This is a genomic window from Citrobacter sp. MGH110, assembly GCF_001037515.1.
In the GTDB taxonomy this organism is placed as follows: Bacteria; Pseudomonadota; Gammaproteobacteria; order Enterobacterales; family Enterobacteriaceae; genus Citrobacter; species Citrobacter portucalensis.
In genome coordinates this window covers 2,603,124-2,623,636 of record NZ_KQ089830.1, presented here as the reverse complement: position 1 = coordinate 2,623,636, position 20,513 = coordinate 2,603,124, and the positions used below count along the sequence as shown (strand labels likewise).

The window sequence follows — 20,513 nt, the reverse complement described above, 5'->3', positions numbered from 1 at the left end:
TATGGCAGCGTGCAAATCGTAGGCCTGATAAGCGCAGCGCATCAGGCATTGTGATTGCGGCTATTGTGTAAAACCGTTCTGCAGACAAATCTGCGTGCTGGTTCTCAGCGTAAAGGCGACTTTGTCTGGGTACTGGCTGTAATAGTTATGTTCTTCTTCCAGCCCTTTTGCCTGCGCCAGACGTACCGTTTCCAGCGAGCAGGTACGGTAGATCAGGTCTTTATTCATATTGGTCTGCTTCTCGCGCTGTTTATCTGCGGACAGCGCCAGCCAGCTTTCGGACAGTGAGTAATCGTAGACCACCCGATTTCCTTTCGCCTGCACGTTCTCAATGGTAATAAATTCGTCGATTTTCAGTCTTGGCTGCCCGCGCATTTTTTTCTTATCTTCTGCGGCGGCATATTGGGCCAGCGCATGAATATCCATACTGGCTATTTTCTGTTTATAAGCATCTACATAAGCGGTAGGTTGCTGATAATGCTGAGCGTAAGCGTTTCTTAATTCCCCGTCATTCATCGTACAACCTGCCAGAAACAGAGGTAATAGCAGTGCCAGTTTTATTTTAGTCATGATGTTATCCCGTTCATTATTTTGATCCCAGTCGCCCATAACAAAATAGAAAAATTATTACAGATGATATTTAAGGTTGTATAAACGAGAGCGCGATGGCACAAGTTCAATTGTCTTAAAATGGCAGGACAGGCGGGAAACCCTGCCAGAATTGGCAGGGTTTTGAACATACTGATAAAAAAATTAATGGCCGATCATCTTTGCCTTCGGGATCAGCTGGAAATACATATGATCGGGCACTGGCGTATCCCAGACATTGGCATAAACGGCATAACCAATGGTGGCAAACAGAATGCCAAGCACCAGTAGCGTCATGGCAACACCTGATAGCGTCCTCTGTCGCCATAACGGTTTACCGTTGTCTTGCGCCCCCGGTGGTGTTTGCAGTGAGAAGCTCAGCGTTGAGGCCACCGGGCAGGATTCAACGCAGGTCATGCAGCCAGTGCATTCCACGGTACGCACCTGAATCAGTCTGTCGACCGGGATATGCGACGGGCAGTTTTTCGCGCATTTTCCGCAGTCGATGCAACTGTCTGCGTTACGGCGGATTTTAAACGGCGAGAGCAGCGAGAACAGGCCGAGCAGCGCACCATAAGGGCACAGATAGCGGCACCAGGCATTGCGAATAAACAGGCTCAGGACGCTGATAACGACAACAAAGATGAGCGTAGCGGGGCCAATATGGCGAAAGAAATCGAGCATCTTCACGTCGATAATCATGCCATAGGCCGACATTAGAAAATACTGAATCCCCTGCGCAGGCATCGACAGGGCGATATACAAAAAGAAACTCAGCAACAGATACTTCAGACTGAGCAGCGGGATATCCAGCCAGCGCGGCAGCGTGAAGTTGCGACCAAATACTTTTTTCCCCAGATTGCCGAGCAGTTCGGACAGCGTGCCCACCGGGCATAGCCACGAACAGAAGGCTTTTTTTAACAACAAACTAATCAGGATAAACGCAACTAACAGCAGCATGGAGGCGGCATGGATAGGCGGAAGAAAACCAGTCTCCAGCGTATAGCGGATATTCATCAAACCCGCGATTGGTAGCCATCCCTCAATACCACCAGGCCTTGGAATATAGACGCTGGTGCCGGCGGTTTCGAAATAGCGGACCCAGTAATAGAACGTTACGCCAATATAAATATTAATAGCCAGCAGGAGAAACTGGGTGGCTTTTCGCCAGCTGCTGGCATTGCGCCAGTCATTCCACGGCAGCTTGCCTCCGATCGTGCCAGGACGGCGCTGCCAGCGTGTTCTCTTCTTCCCGTTCATGGTTTTATACTATCCCTCATATTTCCCCTTCTGCATTCAGAAGGCGTCATCACCGGGATATGCTAGCGCTATTCAGATTTGGTGTATTTGATTTGCATCTTATTACGTGGCTGTTATTTTCATCATGCCAATATGCCTGAATAAAAATAACAGCTCGGTATTTATCGCCGATCAGATAAATACCCTGAATGGGGTATTTATTTCTCTGTGGCGGAGAAGGTTATTCCTGATATACCTCTATGCGATCGCGGCCATTACTTTTCGCCAGATAAAGCGCGCGATCGGCTTTATCAACCAACTGTTTATAGTCGGGATGATAGTCATATTCGGCGATGCCAATGCTGACGGTAATAGAAAATGATTCTGCCGCCGATGCCGCCATGCACATCTCGGCAATCTTCATACGCAGCGTTTCGAGGATAATACTGGCCTGCGACTTGTCTGACTCGACGAGCAGGATCATAAATTCTTCACCACCATAGCGAAACACGTAATCGCTGCTACGGATATGATCATAAATGACCGCTGCGACGTTTTTGAGCGTCATATCACCAGTATTATGCCCATAGTTGTCGTTAATTTGCTTAAAGTAGTCGATATCCAGCATCGCCAGGGTGAAGGGCTTCCGCGCATGTAACGCTAACGAAATCTCACGCCGCATGATGGTTGGAATAAAGCGGCGGTTAAGTAACTGGGTCAGCGAGTCTTTACCATTTTCCTGTTTCACCAGTGCGTCAAACATTGAGGCGAGCAGGAAATGGATTTTTGCCGATAGCTGGCGGACATCCTGCAACAGGCTCATCCTCTCAGGTTCTGTTGGCTGATGCTGATGCGAAAAGGTGGTCGTCATGCGGTTGTCGATCTCTGCTATCAGCGATTCCATTTCTTTCAACAGATTGCTGTTGCCGAGAATGTGTTTTCCTTTATGTGAGAACCACATACCAAAATCAGAATTCGCCAGAAATACCATCTCACCGAAAGGCATACCGATGGCGATGTTATAGATAAACTGATTTTCCCAGTCGGTAAATGAGCGAATTTGCCGTTCGCGCTCGACGTTAACGTCATCGTAAATGGTCTGCAGGCGATACTGCTCCTGCGTATGCAGAGAGTTTTGGTGGCTTGGGGAATAGGAGACGGTCATGGCCTCCAGCGCAGTATCCATTGCCAGGCTGCTGAAACAGATAGCATTGCTCAACAGGGAAGACGAGTCGTCAGCTTTGGTTTTCAATACCCGATACAGCTCATCCTTGAGCTTACGCGCGCCGCGGTTTACCAGATCGATGGGCAGGCCGATACGGGCATGCACCACGCCAATTTCTCGCTGTTTGGCCAGCAGCTGCGGTAGATCTTCGTGCGCGCTGCCAAGCACGCTGCGTAACCAGTCAAACATACTGCCGCTGAGGCGGGTACTGACCTGTTCTGTATTGAGGAACAATGCGCTCTGGGCATGGGAGAGCATATAGTCATAAAAAACGGTCACTAAATGGCGGATCTCTTCATCGCTTAACGATGTGAGGAGCGTGTGAACGTCAGGCGATGTTTGTCGTATCAGCGCCTGCCATTCTGTAAGGAGTAATGTGTCGTTTACCGGTTCAACCTGTTCCATCTCACTGCCACTCAACCTGCGATTAAAAATTCAGGCGGTATTACGGACAATTACCTCACAATGGTCAAGTTAAACTCTCTTATCGATGGCTAATACCTTCATAAATAAGTCTTAGCGCGAAAACACCTATTATTGCGCCAATCACCCGGCTGGCAACGCGTTGGATGCGACCATACGCCCGTCGCACGGCAGGCAAAGAAAATGCCTGGCTGAGAAAAATACGCCAGATAACGGAAGACAACACAATGCCTGCCCAGGCCATCAGTCTGGCCCACGTAGGCGTGTCTGCGCTTAAGGTGACCGAGAAGATACTAATAAAAAACAGTACGGTTTGCGGATTTGATAAATCCGTTAGTAATCCACGGCGGAAAAACACATACCAGGGAGCGGAAAGCGGTTGCTGTAGAGTGGGCATTTGCGGCGTGGCCTGATGGCGGATGCTGTTCCAGGCAAACCACAGCAGATAGGCGCCGCCGACAATCTTAATCAATGAAAATATCTCTTCACACTGGGTGATTAGCGTTGCCATACCAAAAAGCCCAAGGCCGGAGTAAAACGCATCACCCAAGGCAACACCCAGACCGGTCATCACACCTGCGCGTCGTCCGGATGCCAGGCTAGTTTGTACTACCACGAACAGGTTTGCGCCGGGGTTAAAAAAGGTTAAAACAAAGAGGCTGATGGTAAGAACGACGGCGTGCAGAGGTTCCATAGACAACATTTCCATTAGTAAGCGCTTAAGTGACAGCTAACACTATAATTTTAGTGTGTTCATCATTCTGCGTATTCACTCACACTGCGCAGTGAAACGCGCTGAGATTTGCAAATGACTTCATAGATTATTTTGTGCAAACCTGGCGCGTCAGATAACGCGACGGCACAGGTTTTCTGTTATCAACGATTCGCAAAATCTCTTTATATTTCCGCCTGCTCTGGATCTTTTTGCCAGGCTGAACTACTTATTAATCATCCTTGACTCGCATGTCGAATGTTCAGGGGTCGATGATGGCATATATAACAAAATCTGGAGCTTTTATATGAAAACTGGAATTAAAGTACTTATTGGTGCGTTAGCTTTTGTTGTGACCAACGCGTACGCCGCGGAATTTATGACGAAGGTTGAGTTTGAAAAGGTTGAGTCTCAGTATACAAAAATCGGTGATATTTCAACGAGTAATGAAGTCTCTACTTCGGATGCTAAAGAAGACCTTCTGAAGAAAGCTGAAGAGAAAGGTGCTGACGTGGTGGTATTAACCTCCGGCCAAACGGATAACAAAATCCATGGCACAGCGAATATTTACAAGAAAAAATAACGCGCTACTGTAAAAGACACGATACCCGCCGGTCATTGTACCGGCGGTTTTTCTTTTAGCCTGCGCCAGAACGTGGTTCTGCTAATTCCGAGATACCGCGCGGCGGCAGTTTTGTCACCATCAAATTGTGCCAACACCTGTTGCGGCGTCAGCAATGACGATGCTTGCGGTGAGTCTGCAACAATGGCCAGTTCCGGTAACAGCTGTTGTAAAAAATCCACATTCAGCTCTGGCTGCGGCTCGACGCTTAAAAATAGCGCCAGGCGCTCCATCATATTACGCAGTTCGCGGATATTCCCCGGCCAGCCATAATTCAGCAACGTCGGCTGACTTAACCCCAGCCCCTTGCGAACAGGCTCAGAAAACGGCACGTCCAGTTCCGCCAGCGACTGTTTTAAAAAGCCTTCCGCCAGTGGCAGGATATCGGGCAACCGTTCGCGCAGCGGCGGCAGCTTGAGGCGTAAAATGCTCAACCGATAAAACAGATCGGTACGAAATTCCCCCTGTTTCATCTCCTGCTCCAGATTACAGTGCGTGGCGCTAATCACCCGGACATCGACCGGAATCGGTTGATGTCCGCCCACCCGGGTGACCTCTTTTTCTTCGAGCACACGCAGCAGTCGGGTTTGTAACGGCAGCGGCATCTCGCCTATCTCGTCAAGAAACAGGGTTCCGCCGTGAGCGATTTCAAACAGGCCCGCGCGCCCCCCTCGGCGAGAGCCGGTAAAGGCGCCATCCTCATAGCCGAACAGCTCCGCTTCCAGCAATGACTCGGTGATTGCCCCGCAGTTGACGGCAACAAACGGCGGTGAGGGTTTACCGCGCCGATTCTCCTGACGGGTGAAAAACTCACGGTGAATGGCCTGTGCGGCCAGCTCTTTACCCGTTCCTGTTTCGCCCTGAATGAGGACCGGCGCACGCGAACGGGCGTACAGCATAATGGTGTGCCGTACCTGTTCCATCTGCGCAGAGTGACCGCGCATATCTCCGAGCGCGTAGCGAGTGCGCAACGTATCGCCAGAGGCGTACTGACCGTTTCTGCGTAATGTCAGGCGGGTCATATCCAACGCATCGACAAAGGCCTGGCGCACGGTGGCCGCCGAATAGATAAAGATGCCGGTTATACCTGCTTCTTCTGCCAGATCGGTAATCAACCCCGCACCAACTACCGCTTGTGTACCGCCGGCCTTCAGCTCGTTGATTTGCCCACGAGCATCTTCCTCGGTGATATAGCTACGCTGTTCAAGCTGCAAATTGAAAGTTTTTTGAAACGCGAGAAGCGCCGGGAGGGGTTCCTGATAGGTAATGATGCCAATTGACGAGGTGAGTTTTCCCGCTTTTGCCAGTGCCTGTAGCACGTCGAATCCGCTGGGTTTAATCAGGATCACCGGAATAGACAAACGGCTTTTCAGATATGCGCCGTTGGAGCCTGCCGCAATGATGGCATCGCAACGCTCGGTGGCCAGCTTCTTACGGATATAGGCCACCGCTTTTTCGAAACCAAGCTGAATGGGGGTGATGGTCGCCAGGTGGTCGAACTCCAGACTGATGTCGCGAAACAGTTCAAACAGGCGGGTGACCGAGACTGTCCAGATAACCGGTTTATCGTCGTTCACTCGCGGCGGTAGATGCGTATCTGCCATAACTAACCCCAAAAATTAAGGAACCGAGTAGTAGGGTTTAGTTGTGTTTCATAAATGTTGCAATGAAACATGAAGGAACGTTTCATGAAACGATAGCTGACACGCTTTTGTGCAACAAAAATAGAAATATTGGATTTAATCTGTTGTTTTAAAAGATAAAAAATTAAATTGAAGAGAAAATAAGCTCCCTGGCATACCCCTTGCTTTAGAAATATCAACAAACGATAACAAGTTGATAACAAGAGGACGGGATATGTCTCTACACTCCCCAGGGCTGGCGTTTCGCGCAGCGCTCACTAAAGAAAACCCATTACAAATCGTTGGCACCATCAACGCCAACCACGCTCTGCTGGCTCAACGTGCCGGGTATCAAGCGATTTATCTCTCCGGCGGCGGTGTCGCTGCGGGGTCGCTGGGGCTGCCGGATCTCGGCATTTCTACCCTTGATGATGTGCTGACTGATATTCGTCGCATTACGGATGTTTGCCCGCTGCCATTGCTGGTGGATGCGGATATTGGTTTTGGATCGTCTGCATTCAACGTGGCGCGTACCGTCAAGTCGATTTCCAAAGCGGGTGCTGCTGCGCTGCATATTGAAGATCAGATTGGCGCTAAGCGCTGCGGTCATCGTCCGAACAAGGCGATCGTCTCGAAAGAAGAGATGGTCGACAGGATCCGCGCAGCCGTTGATGCGCGCACCGATCCCAACTTTGTGATTATGGCGCGGACCGATGCGCTGGCGGTGGAAGGGCTAGAGGCTGCCATCGATCGTGCCCAGGCGTATGTCGAAGCGGGCGCTGACATGCTGTTTCCGGAAGCCATTACCGAACTTGCGATGTACCGCCAGTTTGCCGATGCGGTACAGGTACCAATTCTCGCCAACATTACTGAATTTGGCGCCACACCGCTGTTTACCACCGATGAACTGCGCAGCGCGAACGTTGCGATGGCGCTATACCCGCTGTCAGCTTTCCGCGCCATGAACCGCGCGGCGGAGAAGGTTTACAACGTGCTGCGTCAGGAAGGTACGCAAAAGAACGTTATCGACATTATGCAGACGCGCAACGAGCTGTATGAAAGCATCAATTACTACCAGTTCGAAGAGAAACTCGACGCGTTGTACACAAAAAAGTAACCGTCGTAGGCCGGATAAGGCGTAGCCGCCATCCGGCAATAAATTAGTACCCTACATATTACAATAATGACGAGGACAACATGAGCGACACAACGATCCTGCAAAATAGTACCCATGTCATTAAACCCAAAAAATCGGTTGCGCTGTCAGGCGTCGCTGCCGGAAATACTGCCTTATGTACCGTGGGTAAAAGCGGTAACGATCTGCACTATCGTGGCTACGATATTCTTGATCTGGCACAACAGTGCGAATTTGAAGAAGTTGCGCATCTGCTGATTCACGGGAAATTACCCACCCGCGATGAGCTCACCGCCTATAAAAGCAAACTGAAAGCGCTGCGCGGATTGCCCGCTAACGTGCGTACCGTACTGGAAGCGCTGCCTGCCGCCTCGCATCCGATGGACGTGATGCGCACTGGTGTTTCCGCGCTGGGTTGTACGCTGCCGGAAAAAGAAGGACATACCGTCTCCGGCGCACGCGATATTGCCGACAAACTGCTGGCTTCGCTCAGTTCTATCCTCCTGTACTGGTATCACTACAGCCATAACGGCGAGCGCATTCAGCCGGAAACCGACGATGATTCTATTGGCGGTCACTTCTTGCATTTGCTGCATGGTGAGAAGCCATCACAAAGCTGGGAAAAGGCGATGCACATTTCGCTGGTGCTGTACGCCGAGCACGAATTTAACGCTTCCACCTTCACGGGGCGTGTGATTGCGGGAACTGGCTCTGATATGTACTCCGCGATTATCGGTGCGATTGGCGCACTGCGTGGGCCGAAACACGGCGGCGCGAATGAAGTGTCGCTGGAAATTCAGCAGCGCTACGAAACGCCGGATGAAGCCGAAGCGGATATCCGTAAACGCGTTGAAAACAAAGAAGTGGTGATTGGCTTTGGTCACCCGGTTTACACCATCGCCGACCCGCGCCATCAGGTGATCAAGCGTGTGGCGAAACAGCTTTCTCAGGAGGGCGGTTCGCTGAAAATGTACAACATTGCCGACCGTCTGGAAGAGGTGATGTGGGAAACGAAAAAGATGTTCCCTAACCTCGACTGGTTCTCGGCAGTCTCTTACAACATGATGGGCGTCCCCACTGAAATGTTCACACCGCTGTTCGTTATCGCCCGCGTCACCGGCTGGGCGGCGCACATCATCGAACAGCGCCAGGACAACAAAATTATCCGTCCTTCCGCCAACTATACCGGCCCGGAAGATCGCGAATTTGTCCCGATTGAAAAACGTTGCTAATGCAAAACCTCTAAAGATAAAAAAACAGGAAATGTACCCTATGTCTGCACATATTTCGAACGTCCGCCCTGAATTTGACCGTGAAATCGTTGATATCGTTGATTATGTCATGAACTACGAGATCACCTCGAAGGTGGCGTATGACACCGCGCATTATTGCCTGCTTGATACCCTTGGCTGTGGCCTGGAAGCGCTGGAATATCCGGCCTGTAAAAAACTGCTGGGGCCGGTTGTACCGGGTACCGTCGTCCCGAACGGTGTGCGCGTACCTGGTACCCAGTTCCAGCTCGATCCGGTGCAGGCGGCGTTTAACATCGGTGCGATGATCCGCTGGCTGGACTTTAACGACACGTGGCTGGCCGCAGAATGGGGTCATCCTTCCGATAACCTCGGCGGTATTCTGGCGACGGCTGACTGGCTGTCGCGCAATGCGGTGGCGGTGGGTAAAGCGCCGTTAACCATGAAAAAAGTGTTAACCGGAATGATTAAAGCCCATGAAATTCAGGGCTGTATCGCGCTGGAAAACTCCTTCAACCGCGTCGGTCTGGATCACGTCCTGCTGGTAAAAGTCGCTTCCACGGCGGTGGTTGCCGAGATGCTCGGCCTTAACCGGGATGAAATTCTCAACGCCGTCTCGCTGGCGTGGGTCGACGGTCAGTCGCTGCGTACCTATCGTCATGCGCCGAATACCGGCACGCGTAAATCCTGGGCGGCTGGCGATGCCACCTCACGTGCTGTACGTCTGGCGCTGATGGCGAAAACCGGTGAAATGGGATATCCATCTGCACTGACGGCGAAAACCTGGGGCTTCTATGATGTCTCTTTCAAAGGCGAATCTTTCCGCTTCCAGCGCCCGTACGGTTCGTACGTGATGGAAAACGTGTTGTTTAAAATTTCCTTCCCGGCAGAGTTCCACTCGCAGACCGCGGTAGAAGCGGCGATGACGCTGTACGAGCAGTTACAGGCCGCAGGTAAGACCGCTGCCGATATCGAAAAAGTGACCATTCGTACGCACGAAGCCTGTATCCGCATCATCGATAAAAAAGGCCCGTTGAATAACCCGGCGGATCGTGACCACTGCATCCAGTACATGGTGGCTATCCCGCTGCTGTTCGGACGCTTAACGGCGGCAGATTACGAAGACGGCGTGGCGCAGGACAAACGCATTGATGCGCTGCGTGAAAAGATTAACTGCTTCGAAGATCCGGCCTTTACTGCCGATTACCACGACCCTGAAAAACGCGCCATCGCGAATGCCATCACGCTTGAGTTCACCGACGGCTCACGCTTTGAAGAAGTGGTAGTGGAATACCCAATCGGCCACGCGCGCCGTCGTAACGACGGTATGCCGAAGCTGGTCGAGAAGTTCAAAATTAACCTGGCGCGTCAGTTCCCGACCCGTCAGCAGCAGCGCATCCTGGATGTCTCCCTGGACAGAACTCGCCTGGAGCAGATGCCGGTCAATGAGTATATGGACCTTTATGTAATCTAAACCTGCGTGCGGCAAGGCGTAAGTTCAACAGGAGAGCATTATGTCTTATAGCGAGTTTTATCAACGTTCTATTACGCAGCCGGAGTCGTTCTGGGCCGAGCAGGCCCAGCGTATTGACTGGCAGCAGCCGTATACGCAGGTACTGGACCACAGTAATCCGCCGTTTGCCCGCTGGTTTTGCGGTGGTACGACCAATCTGTGCCACAACGCCATTGACCGCTGGCTGGAGAAACAGCCTGACGCGCTGGCGCTGATTGCTGTGTCATCAGAAACCGAAGAAGAACGCACGTTTACCTTTCGTCAGCTGTATGACGAAGTGAACGTCGCGGCGGCGATGTTGTTGTCGCTGGGCGTACAGCGTGGCGATCGGGTACTGGTTTATATGCCGATGATCGCCGAGGCGCACATTACGCTGTTGGCCTGCGCACGTATAGGGGCGATCCATTCGGTGGTGTTCGGTGGTTTCGCCTCGCACAGCGTAGCGGCGCGTATCGACGACGCCCGACCGGTGGTTATCGTGTCGGCGGATGCCGGGGCGCGCGGCGGTAAAGTCCTGCCGTATAAAAAGCTGCTCGATGATGCGATCGATCAGGCGCAGCATCAGCCGCGTCATGTGGTATTAGTCGATCGCGGTCTGGCGAAAATGGCGCAGGTAGAGAGGCGAGACCTCGACTTTGCCACGCTGCGCCAGCAGCATCTCGGCGCGCGGGTACCGGTTGCCTGGCTGGAGTCGAACGAAACGTCCTGCATTCTCTACACCTCCGGGACAACTGGTAAACCGAAAGGCGTCCAGCGCGACGTTGGCGGCTACGCGGTCGCGCTGGCGACCTCGATGGACACCATTTTCGGCGGTAAAGCGGGCGGTGTGTTCTTCTGCGCGTCGGATATCGGCTGGGTAGTTGGGCATTCGTATATCGTGTATGCCCCGCTGCTGGCGGGGATGGCGACAGTGGTTTACGAAGGGTTGCCAACGTATCCAGACTGTGGCGTATGGTGGAAAATTGTTGAGAAGTATCAGGTCAGCCGGATGTTCTCCGCTCCAACCGCCATCCGCGTGCTGAAGAAATTCCCGACCGCGCAAATCCGCAATCACGATCTCTCCTCGCTGGAGGTGCTGTATCTGGCGGGTGAGCCGCTGGATGAACCGACCGCCAGTTGGGTAACGGAAACGCTGGGCGTCCCGGTTATCGACAACTACTGGCAGACTGAATCCGGTTGGCCGATTATGGCGATCGCTCGCGGGCTGGACGACCGCCCGTCGCGGCTGGGTAGCCCAGGCGTGCCGATGTACGGATATAACGTGCAGTTGCTCAATGAGGTGACCGGTGAGCCCTGCGAAGCGAATGAAAAGGGCATGCTGGTGATTGAAGGGCCGCTGCCGCCGGGCTGTATCCAGACTATCTGGGGTGATGACGCGCGGTTTGTGAACACCTACTGGTCGCTGTTTTCTCGTCAGGTGTACGCCACCTTTGACTGGGGTATTCGCGATGCGGACGGCTATTACTTCATCCTTGGTCGTACGGATGATGTCATCAACGTGGCCGGGCATCGGTTGGGAACGCGTGAGATAGAGGAGAGTATTTCCAGCTATCCGAACGTTGCCGAAGTGGCTGTGGTCGGCGTGAAGGACGCACTGAAGGGGCAGGTAGCGGTCGCGTTTGTCATTCCGAAACAGAGCGACAGCCTTGAAGATCGCGACATCGCACATTCGGAAGAGAAGGCGATTATGGCGCTGGTGGACAGTCAGATTGGTAATTTTGGCCGCCCGGCGCACGTCTGGTTTGTGTCGCAGTTGCCGAAAACGCGCTCTGGCAAAATGCTCAGACGGACGATCCAGGCGATCTGTGAAGGCCGCGATCCTGGCGATCTAACGACCATTGACGATCCCGCGTCGTTGCAGCAAATACGTCAGGCGATTGAAGAGTAACATCGTGTGATGCCCGGTGGCGCAATGCTTACCGGGCCTTTTAGTATCGTAGGCCGGATAAACCACGCGAGTGGTGCATCCGGCAAAGAGGCTTTTACAGCGCGACGCTTTCGCGACGACGCCGCAGGGAAAAGGGCCCCGGACCGCTAAGGGTAAATACGGAAATCAGCGTGAAGCTCAGCGCAATAATCCCCAGCACCAGATAAGCTCCCTGGAAACCAATACTCTCATACATTTTCCCGGCCAGAACTGACATGAAAATCATGGCTAACTGTTTGAAGAAACAGAAACACACCAGATAAATCGTGGCCGAGAAACGTACTTCGAACTGGCTGGTGATGTATTTGAAGCAGCAGACGATCAGGAACGGTATCTCAAACATATGCAGCGTTTTGAGAATAACGACCTCCAGTGCAGTGGTGGCGAATGACGAGCCAATAATCCTTACCGACATAATCGTACCGGCCAGCAGCAGGGCGTTCTTTCCGCCAATTCGGTTCACAATCAGCGGTGCAAAGAACATGATCGAGGCGTTGAGTAATTCTCCCATCGTCGTGACGTAGCCAAACACGCGGGTACCCTGTTCGCCGGTGGCAAAGAATGAGGTAAAGAAGTTGGCGAACTGCTGGTCAAACACATCGTAAGTACAGGAAACGCCGACCACATACAGGGAGAGGAACCAAAGTTTCGGCTGTTTAAATAACTCCAGCGCCAGCTTCAGGCTGAATGCCGAGTTATTGGCGCCTACCGCATCCGCGACTTTTGCAGAAGAGGGGGCATCTGTTTTTGAAAATAACAGCAGCAATGCCAGAATGACCGCACAGCCAGAGCCTAACCAGAAGACGAATTGGTTATTGATGGTGAACATAATTCCGGCAATCGAGGCGCACAGCGCCCAGCCCACGCAGCCAAACATGCGCGCGCGACCAAATTCAAAGTTGCTTCTGCGGCTGGCTTTTTCAATATAGGCTTCAATCGCTGGGGCACCGGCATTGTAAATAAAGCCAAGGTAAATCCCGCCGACAATTGAACCCAGTAAAATATTAACCTGCAATAATGGGCCAAATACGTAAATAAAAAACGGGGCAAACATTACCAGCATGCCGGTAATTACCCACAGCAGATGTTTACGCAGGCCGAGCTTATCGGACAGTAGCCCGAAAATTGGCTGGAATAACAAAGAAAACAGTGAGATGCAGGCGAAGATGATGCCGGTATCGCCTTTGCTGATATGGTTTACATCGTGTAACCAGATAGGGAAGAAGGGGAAATACGCACCCATAATAAAAAAGTAAAAGAAGAAGAAAAAGCCGAACATCCAAAAGTTAGTGTTTTTTAAATAATACATAACAGACTTCCTATAAATGCGGGCAGGTATCAACCTGCCCTGCTTATATTATTTTTTTTGGCCCCAGACGAACTGGAAGTGGTAGCGTCCGGCGCTCAGCTGGAATTCCGGCGATACGGAAGGACTCCACGAATCATCGCCGCCGACGCCCATATGGAAGCCATCAATATTGAGCCAGGTGCCCGCCTCAGGTTGCAGCAGATGGCGGTGGCTGGTTTCCATCAGTTGCTGCTGGCTAAAGCGGCTGATGTTGAACAGGAAGTCTCCGCGCCACTGGTGCGCACCGTAGTACAGTTCGCGCGTACCGCAGCGCAGACCGTTTTCGCTCGGGAAAACATACGGGGTGTACATCTCATCAAGCGACAGATCCCAGCGATCGAAACAGGCGGCGCCCAGACGGTCCGGGTAGTTCTCATGCGGGCCGAGACCTAACCAGTTCACTCGCTCCGCAACCTGCGCCAGCTGGCATCTCAGGCCGATGCGGGCCGGATGTGGCGTACTGCTGGCAACGTCGACATCCACCGTTACCTGCAATTCACCATTGCCGTCAATACGGTAGCTTTTTCGGCTGACGAACAGCGTTTCGCCCTGATACTGCCACGCATGTTCGGTGGTGATCAGTACCGCATTGCTCAGCGTATCGGCAGCACAGTGCAGTAACGTTGCTTCAGCCTGATAGTGACCGGCGGCCTTCCAGCGTTCAACCCAGGCATTAGGGTCGATGCGGGTTGACTCGCTCACACCGATGTCGTTGTCCAGCGGCGCGCGGGTGAACTGGTCAGTAAGCGGGCTTACCAACTGGGCTTCATCGCTAATCCAGTATTGTGTTAGCAGGCCGGAATGACGATCGAATTGCCAGCGTGTGTTGTTGGCCACCACGGTAAAATTGCTCTCACTAACATCCAGCTGTGGTGCGCTGCTGACGCGTGATGGACGTACCAGGCTGAGCTTCTCTTCCAGCTTCCACTGTTGCCAGGCGCTGATATGCCCGGCTTCTGACCATGCGGTCGCCTGAGGCTGCTCTACGCGCACCGTCAACCACAGTTCGCCTGCGGTGTCCGGCATCGGAACGTTCGGCAGGGTAATCACCTGGCGACCCTGTGGGGCGATATCCAGAATGATTTCTCCGGCGGCCAGCGGGTTGCCGTCAAGGGCAATCGACCAGTGCAGAACTTCGTTATCGCTGCGGCGGAACAGATATTCGCTGGTCACTTCAATCTGGCGTTCAGCGCCCGGCAGTAACGTGAACTGGAAAAACTGCTGTTCATGCTTGGCCTCATATAACGCCGGATGCGGAGTGCGATCGGCGAACACCAGCCCGTTCATGCAAAACTGACGATCGTTAGGCGTGTCGCCAAAATCGCCACCGTAGGCTGACCATGCTTTGCCGTTCTCATCATATTTGGTCAGCGACTGATCCACCCAGTCCCAGACAAATCCGCCCTGCAGGCGCGGATACTGACGGAACGCTTGCCAGTATTTGGCGAAGCCGCCAAAGCTGTTGCCCATAGCGTGGGCGTATTCACAAAGGATCAGCGGACGCTGTTCGCCGGGCATCGACAGCCACTTTTTAATCGACCATTTGGGTACTGCGGGGAAGGGCTGATCCTGATCGACGCGGGCGTACATCGGGCAAATAATGTCGGTGGCGGCAGTATCAGCTCCACCGCCCTCGTACTGCACCGGACGTGACGGGTCTTCTGATTTTATCCAGCGGTAGAGCGCGTCGTGATTGACGCCATGGCCGGATTCATTGCCCAGTGACCAGATAATAATGCTCGGGTGGTTGCGATCGCGCTGCACCATGCGCGTGACGCGCTGGCTCATGGCAGGCAACCATGCGGGATCGTCGGTGAGGCGATTCATCGGCACCATGCCGTGGGTTTCAATGTTGGCTTCGTCGACCACATACAGGCCGTAACGATCGCACAGGGTGTACCACAGCGGATGGTTCGGGTAATGGGAACAGCGCACGGCGTTGAAGTTATTCTGCTTCATCAGGATGATGTCCTGCACCATCGTCGCCTCATCCATCACCTGGCCGTTGACCGGATGGTGCTCATGGCGGTTGGTACCGCGAATCAACAGCGGCTTGCCGTTTAACAGCAACAGGCCGTTTTCGATACAAATCTGACGAAAACCAACGTCACAGGCTTCCGCTTCAATCAGTACTCCGCCTGCGGTGTGTAACTGCACAACGGCGCGATACAGATTGGGCGTTTCGGCACTCCATAGCGCCGGTTTTTCGACGTTCAGACGCAGAGTCACCCGGTCATGATAAGCGCCGCGTTCATCAATGATCTCGCTGCCGAGCGGTGAGGTCGTTTCGTGGGTGAGCGTTTCACTTTCCCACAATTGCAGGGTGACGCGTAAATCTTCGTTCTCGTTGCCACCCACTCTGACTTCCGCTTCCAGCGTGGCGCGGCTGAAGTCGTCATTAAAACGGGTATTAATGCGCAGGTCGCGGATTTGCGTAGTGGGCTTATGCAGCAGGGAGACATCGCGAAAAATGCCGCTCATGCGCCACATGTCCTGGTCTTCCAGATAGCTGCCGTCGCTCCAGCGCAGCACCATCACAGCCAGACGGTTTTCGCCGCGCAGCAGATAATCGCTAAGATCAAACTCAGACGGCAGACGGCTATCCTGACCGTAGCCGACCCAGCGACCGTTGCACCACAGATGAAACGCGGAGTTCACGCCGTCAAAAATAATGCGCGTCTGACCTTCCTCTAACCACGCGTCTTCAACATTAAATGTGAGCGAGTAACATCCTGTCGGGTTCTGTGCCGGAACGTACGGAGGATTCACCGGGATTGGGTAGGTGACGTTGGTATAAATTGGCGCATCATAACCGGCCATCTGCCAGTTAGAGGGCACGTTGATGATGTCTGCCTGTGGCAGATCGCTTGTCAGCCAGCTTTCTGGGACAGCCTCCGGCGCGGCAAACCAGGCAAATTGCCACTGGCCATTCAGCGAGCGTAACTGACTCGAACGCTGATTGGTACGTGCATCATCCGCTGAGCGCCAGCTACAGAACGGCGGATGTGCTTCCAGCCGGTTGAGCTGCGTGACGCCGGGATTCTCCCAGTCGCGGCGGGCCAGAACAGCGGAGAGTGAATCTGTGTTCAGGTTCATAACGGTATCCTGTTTGAATTTGTTACTCGCTCACAATTTCAATCAAAATACGAACAAGCGCTCCTTGCTGTAAAGGATGGGGCGTTCAATAAGTGAACTGACTCACACAATTGTTATGCGTTCACAATTTGGGTGTGAGCTGAGAAACTTGCCGCGCCAGCTGGATCAGTGAATCAGCCAGCGCCTGGGGAGTGGTGGTTTGTGTATCGGGAGGCAGAACCGTTTTGCGCTTGACCAGGGTGACGGGAAGCAGTTGGTTACCCACGCTGGAGCCGCCACGGGGGAGTTGCAATAGCCTGTCGACGCTGGTTTCACCCAGCAACGGAAAATCCTGCCTGATGGTGGTCAGCGGTGGGATGTAACAGGCGCTGTCTTCGGTGTCATCGTAGCCAATTACCGATATATCCACTGCAACCCGCAGACCGAACTCGCTGATTGCCCGCATCGCGCCCAGCGCCATTTGATCGTTAGCGACCAGCATGGCGGTAGGGAGGTTACCGTTATTCAGCATGTGCATCGTTTGCTGAAAACCAGACATCGCGCTCCAGTCGCCTTCCAGCTCCACAACGGGTTGTAGCTGGTAATGTGCCAGATACTTGTGCCAGCCCGCATGCCGAAGCCTTGCCGAAACGGAAGTGTGCGGCCCGCTCAGCAGGGCGATCCGTTGATGTCCGTGCTGCACCAGATGTTCAACGCCAAGGCGCGCGCCGTCGTCATGAGAGAAAATCACGCTGTTAATTGGCGTCAGGTCAGAGACATCGAGAAACAACACCGGCACCGTACCGCAGGCAGCGGCCACGGCAATGGCATCTTCTTCATCCAGCGGATAGTTGATGATAAGCCCGGTTACGCGTTGAGAAAGCAGATGGTGGACCGCGGCTTTACAGGACTCAACGCCGCTGCGCTCGACCATGGCGATCACCACGCTGGCACCGGACTGGTCGGCGCGGGATTTTATGGCAGCAACGATTTGTGAGGGGGCATGCAGGGCAAGGTTTGCCGTCACAACGCCAATCAGTGGCGTCTGTTTGCCAGCCAACTGCTGTGCAACGCGGTTAGGAATGTAATTGAGTTCCGCCATCGCGGCCTCAACTTTCTGTCGGGTTTTTGCGGAAACGTGGCTGGCCTGGTTCACGACGCGAGAGACGGTCTGGTAAGAGACACCTGCATGGTCTGCCACATCGTATAGCGTTACCGGTTTCACGTTTATCACCCCTGTCATGACGTTATCTGTGCGCTATGATGCCACAGCGGGACGGTTTTGGGGTATTTGCGCATGGGTTCTGCGAGGCGCATTCCAGGGTTTGAGGATAGTGTGCTGAAGGATTTATCGTCGTTATACCTAACAGAAGAAAAAAGCGAGGACATTGTGAGCGAATCTGCGGCAAAAAATATTCTGTCCATCTACCGACGCCATGCGGATGCTTTTGCCAGCCAGCGCTCGCGCACCTTGTTCGAGAAAAGCTGGCTCGATAAATTTATTTCCGTGATGGGCGGGCAGGGCAGCATTGTGGATATTGGCTGCGGCAACGGTCAGCCGATCGCCGGTTATTTTATCCAGCAAGGTTTTCAGCTTACCGGCGTTGATGGTTCCCCGGCGATGCTGGCGCGGGCCCGAAACACTTTTCCCGCACAGCGCTGGCTGGAACAGGATATGCGCGAGTTGGCACTCAATGAGACTTTCGATGGTCTGATCGCCTGGGACAGCTTTTTCCATTTAACTCAGCAGGACCAGCAAAAGATGTTCCCGATTTTTGACCGCCTCAGCCATCCCGACAGCGCGCTGATGTTTACCAGCGGTACGGACAACGGCATCGCGATGGGGCAATTTGAAGGTGAGCCGCTGTTTCACGCCAGCCTCGCGCCGGATGAATACCGCGCACTGCTGTCAGCACACGGTTTTGCGGTGGTCGAGATGGTGATGGAAGATCCGCACTGCACCGGGCACACCATCTGGCTGGCGCAAAAAAGAGGCTAATCGCCGCGAAAGGTTTTACGCCATTCAGCCGGGCTAACGCCAAAGTGGGATTTAAAATGCTGGCGCCAGGTGACGGGCGACTGAAAACCAACCTGTTCGGCGATGCGTTCAACGGGTAACTGGCTGGACTCCAGCAACGTCTGGCTACGGCGCAGGCGCTCGGCAATCAACCATTCGGCCACGCTTGACCCTGTGGCCTTCATAAAATGACGGGTGAGGGTGCGACGGCTCATCATCACCCGTTGCGCCAGCTCGTCAAGATTATGTGATTCATGGAGATGCTGGCGCAAATAGTCGAGCAGGACGTTGATGCGCTGATCTTTGGTATTTTTCGCCACCGGTTGCTCGATAAACTGTGCCTGGCCGCCCTCGCGATGTGGCGGCACAATCATCCGTCGGGCAATCTGATTCGCCACCGTGCTGCCAAAACGTTGGCGGATGACGTACAGGCAGCAATCCAGCGCGGCGGCGGTGCCTGCCGAGGTAATAATACCGTCGTCATCCACGTACAGCGCGTTGATATCCAGATGAGCTGCCGGAAAGCGGGCCTGAAAATCCTGCTCGAACTCCCAGTGCGTAGCCGCCCGTTTGCTATCCAGCAGACCGGCGTAGCCGAGGACAAACGCACCCAGGCATAACCCAACAATCTGCGCGCCGTTTTGTCGCGCACGATTGAGCGCATCAAGCAGGCTTTGTGGTGGCCGATGTGCCGTGGTACCCCACCAGGGGATCACCACAATGTCGGCGGCCTCCACCGCTTCATAGCCGTAGGCTGCGTTAATGGAGAAGCCATCCTGCGAGGAAACGATGCCCGGCTGTTCTGCACACAGTTGCACCTCAAAACGCTTTTTCGTCGCCACTTTGTCACTGAAAATAATGCACGGCACCGAGAAGTGAAACGGGCTGAAATCTTCCACGGCAACAATGGCGACGTTAAGCGGTTGCATACGAGTCCTCTGTGGAGTTTAAAACGTCAGGGTTTCGCCATCTTCCGGCACGTTAACGAATTGCGCAATCTGGTTGTCGCAGGCGTACTCTTTCAAGGCCGCGCGGGTCAGCAGACAGTGGTTAATCGCCCCCATGTGGGTCGCCACAATTTGTGCTTCGGGCAGCGTGAAGTGGGTTTTTAGCACATCTTCCGCGCCCATGATAATTGGGCCAAACCCGATAACGTGAGCAAAGCCTGCGTTCAGAATGACCACGCCTGGCTGGAAAGTCCGCATGTTGGTTTCCACCTCGTCGCGCCAGATGGTGTCCCCGACCAGATACAGCGTTTTTTCCGCCGGATGCTGGAAGATAACTCCGCAGGCATCACCCAGACGCTCAGCCATTTGCGGGATGGCGTAAGCGCGATCCGAACCGTGCTGGCCGCCGGTTTTACGCAGGGTGATATCACCAAGCGCAGTGTTTTGCGTCAGTACGGTCAGTTGCGTGAAACCTTGTTCCCGCAGTACCTGCGCATCGCGATCGTTTTGCACATAAATCGGTTTGTCTTTCGGTACGACACGAGCCGCGGCTTCATCCCAGTGGTCTTCATGCAGATGGGTCACGATCAGCGCATCAACGTTGAGCAGGGTGTCGATATCGACAGGCAGATCAACGGTCGGGTTGCGGATCTCGGCGCGTGCCGTACCGGCAAAGCCCGGATAAGTACCTTTTGCCGCCAGCATAGGGTCGATCAGAAAGGTTTTGCCACCAAAAGTGATGTGCTGCGTAGCGTTACGGATTTGCGTGATGTTCATGGTGTTTGCTCCACGTGTTAGGTCAGTGGTGTCATCGTAGAGTGTTGTCCAGAAGATGAATGTGGGCAAATGGGCGACTAGCGATGGGATTGG

The 20,513-nt window shown here is 53.5% G+C and carries 16 protein-coding genes; 6 read left to right on the top strand and 10 right to left on the bottom strand.

The genetic code is table 11. The features are described from left to right. Nucleotides 1-60: 60 nt before the first annotated feature. The 4 genes from SK38_RS12455 to SK38_RS12440 all read right to left on the bottom strand — a co-directional run bounded on the left by SK38_RS12455 (nucleotide 61) and on the right by SK38_RS12440 (nucleotide 4,169). Nucleotides 61-570: a hypothetical protein gene (locus tag SK38_RS12455; protein WP_225623040.1), complete on the bottom strand. Its 510-nt coding sequence runs from the start codon at nucleotides 568-570 to the stop codon at nucleotides 61-63. Nucleotides 571-753: 183 nt separating this feature from the next. Next, nucleotides 754-1,848 (bottom strand): 4Fe-4S binding protein, encoded by a 1,095-nt coding sequence (locus tag SK38_RS12450; protein WP_048236012.1) that lies wholly within the window; start codon nucleotides 1,846-1,848, stop codon nucleotides 754-756. 220 nt (nucleotides 1,849-2,068) lie between these two features. After that, complete coding sequence (locus SK38_RS12445) at nucleotides 2,069-3,457, bottom strand: diguanylate cyclase (RefSeq protein ID WP_048236011.1); 1,389 nt, start codon at nucleotides 3,455-3,457, stop codon at nucleotides 2,069-2,071. A gap of 79 nt (nucleotides 3,458-3,536) precedes the next feature. Continuing rightward, a complete protein-coding gene (locus tag SK38_RS12440; protein ID WP_008783857.1) occupies nucleotides 3,537-4,169 on the bottom strand; it encodes a LysE family transporter in 633 nt (210 codons plus the stop codon). Nucleotides 4,170-4,494: 325 nt separating this feature from the next. On the opposite strand from SK38_RS12440, the gene yahO reads away from it, so the two are divergent. Beyond that, nucleotides 4,495-4,770 carry a DUF1471 family periplasmic protein YahO gene (gene yahO / locus SK38_RS12435; RefSeq protein WP_032942474.1) on the top strand — a complete coding sequence of 92 codons (276 nt, stop codon included), beginning with the start codon at nucleotides 4,495-4,497 and terminating at the stop codon, nucleotides 4,768-4,770. A gap of 32 nt (nucleotides 4,771-4,802) precedes the next feature. Here the strand turns inward: yahO and prpR are convergent, their stop codons facing one another. Beyond that, nucleotides 4,803-6,413: a propionate catabolism operon regulatory protein PrpR gene (gene prpR, locus SK38_RS12430; protein ID WP_048236010.1), complete on the bottom strand. Its 1,611-nt coding sequence runs from the start codon at nucleotides 6,411-6,413 to the stop codon at nucleotides 4,803-4,805. 253 nt (nucleotides 6,414-6,666) lie between these two features. Here prpR and prpB point away from each other — a divergent pair, with 253 nt between their 5' ends. The 4 genes from prpB to prpE all read left to right on the top strand — a co-directional run bounded on the left by prpB (nucleotide 6,667) and on the right by prpE (nucleotide 12,217). After that, nucleotides 6,667-7,548: a methylisocitrate lyase gene (prpB, locus tag SK38_RS12425; RefSeq protein WP_003830903.1), complete on the top strand. Its 882-nt coding sequence runs from the start codon at nucleotides 6,667-6,669 to the stop codon at nucleotides 7,546-7,548. An 80-nt stretch (nucleotides 7,549-7,628) separates the two neighbouring features. Continuing rightward, nucleotides 7,629-8,798, top strand: coding sequence for a bifunctional 2-methylcitrate synthase/citrate synthase (gene prpC / locus SK38_RS12420; protein ID WP_032942476.1), 1,170 nt, complete (start codon nucleotides 7,629-7,631; stop codon nucleotides 8,796-8,798). Nucleotides 8,799-8,838: 40 nt separating this feature from the next. Further along, on the top strand, nucleotides 8,839-10,290 hold the full coding sequence (locus tag SK38_RS12415) for a bifunctional 2-methylcitrate dehydratase/aconitate hydratase (RefSeq protein WP_048236009.1): 1,452 nt from the start codon (nucleotides 8,839-8,841) through the stop codon (nucleotides 10,288-10,290). 40 nt (nucleotides 10,291-10,330) lie between these two features. Continuing rightward, nucleotides 10,331-12,217, top strand: a complete 1,887-nt coding sequence (prpE, locus tag SK38_RS12410; protein WP_048236008.1) for a propionate--CoA ligase — start codon at nucleotides 10,331-10,333, stop codon at nucleotides 12,215-12,217. Between the two features lie 94 nt (nucleotides 12,218-12,311). On the opposite strand, the gene SK38_RS12405 is transcribed toward prpE, so the two are convergent. The 3 genes from SK38_RS12405 to SK38_RS12395 form a co-directional block, all read right to left on the bottom strand. After that, nucleotides 12,312-13,565, bottom strand: coding sequence for an MFS transporter (locus SK38_RS12405; RefSeq protein WP_048236007.1), 1,254 nt, complete (start codon nucleotides 13,563-13,565; stop codon nucleotides 12,312-12,314). Nucleotides 13,566-13,613: 48 nt separating this feature from the next. Then, nucleotides 13,614-16,700 (bottom strand): beta-galactosidase, encoded by a 3,087-nt coding sequence (locus SK38_RS12400; protein ID WP_048236006.1) that lies wholly within the window; start codon nucleotides 16,698-16,700, stop codon nucleotides 13,614-13,616. A gap of 121 nt (nucleotides 16,701-16,821) precedes the next feature. Beyond that, the gene (locus SK38_RS12395; protein WP_048236005.1) at nucleotides 16,822-17,904 is read right to left on the bottom strand and encodes a LacI family DNA-binding transcriptional regulator; all 1,083 of its coding nucleotides are present in this window, start codon (nucleotides 17,902-17,904) and stop codon (nucleotides 16,822-16,824) included. 111 nt (nucleotides 17,905-18,015) lie between these two features. Between SK38_RS12395 and SK38_RS12390 the strand changes: the two genes are divergently transcribed. Further along, nucleotides 18,016-18,678, top strand: a complete 663-nt coding sequence (locus SK38_RS12390; protein WP_048236004.1) for a class I SAM-dependent DNA methyltransferase — start codon at nucleotides 18,016-18,018, stop codon at nucleotides 18,676-18,678. Here the strand turns inward: SK38_RS12390 and SK38_RS12385 are convergent. Then, entirely contained in the window at nucleotides 18,675-19,625 is a 951-nt protein-coding gene (locus SK38_RS12385) for a GlxA family transcriptional regulator (RefSeq protein ID WP_048236003.1), read from the bottom strand. The two genes, SK38_RS12390 and SK38_RS12385, sit on opposite strands and share 4 nt — an antisense overlap. 18 nt (nucleotides 19,626-19,643) lie before the next feature. Beyond that, the gene (locus SK38_RS12380) at nucleotides 19,644-20,420 is read right to left on the bottom strand and encodes an MBL fold metallo-hydrolase (RefSeq protein ID WP_048236002.1); all 777 of its coding nucleotides are present in this window, start codon (nucleotides 20,418-20,420) and stop codon (nucleotides 19,644-19,646) included. Nucleotides 20,421-20,513: the final 93 nt, after the last annotated feature.

Excerpts from the sequence above, each read along its gene's own strand:
- SK38_RS12450 (WP_048236012.1), bottom strand. The coding sequence starts at position 1,848 with ATGAACGGGAAGAAGAGAACACGCTGGCAGCGCCGTCCTGGCACGATC.
- prpR (WP_048236010.1), bottom strand. The coding sequence starts at position 6,413 with ATGGCAGATACGCATCTACCGCCGCGAGTGAACGACGATAAACCGGTT.
- SK38_RS12380 (WP_048236002.1), bottom strand. The coding sequence starts at position 20,420 with ATGAACATCACGCAAATCCGTAACGCTACGCAGCACATCACTTTTGGT.
- yahO (WP_032942474.1), top strand. The coding sequence starts at position 4,495 with ATGAAAACTGGAATTAAAGTACTTATTGGTGCGTTAGCTTTTGTTGTG.
- SK38_RS12455 (WP_225623040.1), bottom strand. The coding sequence starts at position 570 with ATGACTAAAATAAAACTGGCACTGCTATTACCTCTGTTTCTGGCAGGT.
- SK38_RS12400 (WP_048236006.1), bottom strand. The coding sequence starts at position 16,700 with ATGAACCTGAACACAGATTCACTCTCCGCTGTTCTGGCCCGCCGCGAC.
- SK38_RS12440 (WP_008783857.1), bottom strand. The coding sequence starts at position 4,169 with ATGGAACCTCTGCACGCCGTCGTTCTTACCATCAGCCTCTTTGTTTTA.
- prpB (WP_003830903.1), top strand. The coding sequence starts at position 6,667 with ATGTCTCTACACTCCCCAGGGCTGGCGTTTCGCGCAGCGCTCACTAAA.
- SK38_RS12385 (WP_048236003.1), bottom strand. The coding sequence starts at position 19,625 with ATGCAACCGCTTAACGTCGCCATTGTTGCCGTGGAAGATTTCAGCCCG.
- SK38_RS12445 (WP_048236011.1), bottom strand. The coding sequence starts at position 3,457 with ATGGAACAGGTTGAACCGGTAAACGACACATTACTCCTTACAGAATGG.
- SK38_RS12405 (WP_048236007.1), bottom strand. The coding sequence starts at position 13,565 with ATGTATTATTTAAAAAACACTAACTTTTGGATGTTCGGCTTTTTCTTC.
- prpC (WP_032942476.1), top strand. The coding sequence starts at position 7,629 with ATGAGCGACACAACGATCCTGCAAAATAGTACCCATGTCATTAAACCC.
- prpE (WP_048236008.1), top strand. The coding sequence starts at position 10,331 with ATGTCTTATAGCGAGTTTTATCAACGTTCTATTACGCAGCCGGAGTCG.
- SK38_RS12415 (WP_048236009.1), top strand. The coding sequence starts at position 8,839 with ATGTCTGCACATATTTCGAACGTCCGCCCTGAATTTGACCGTGAAATC.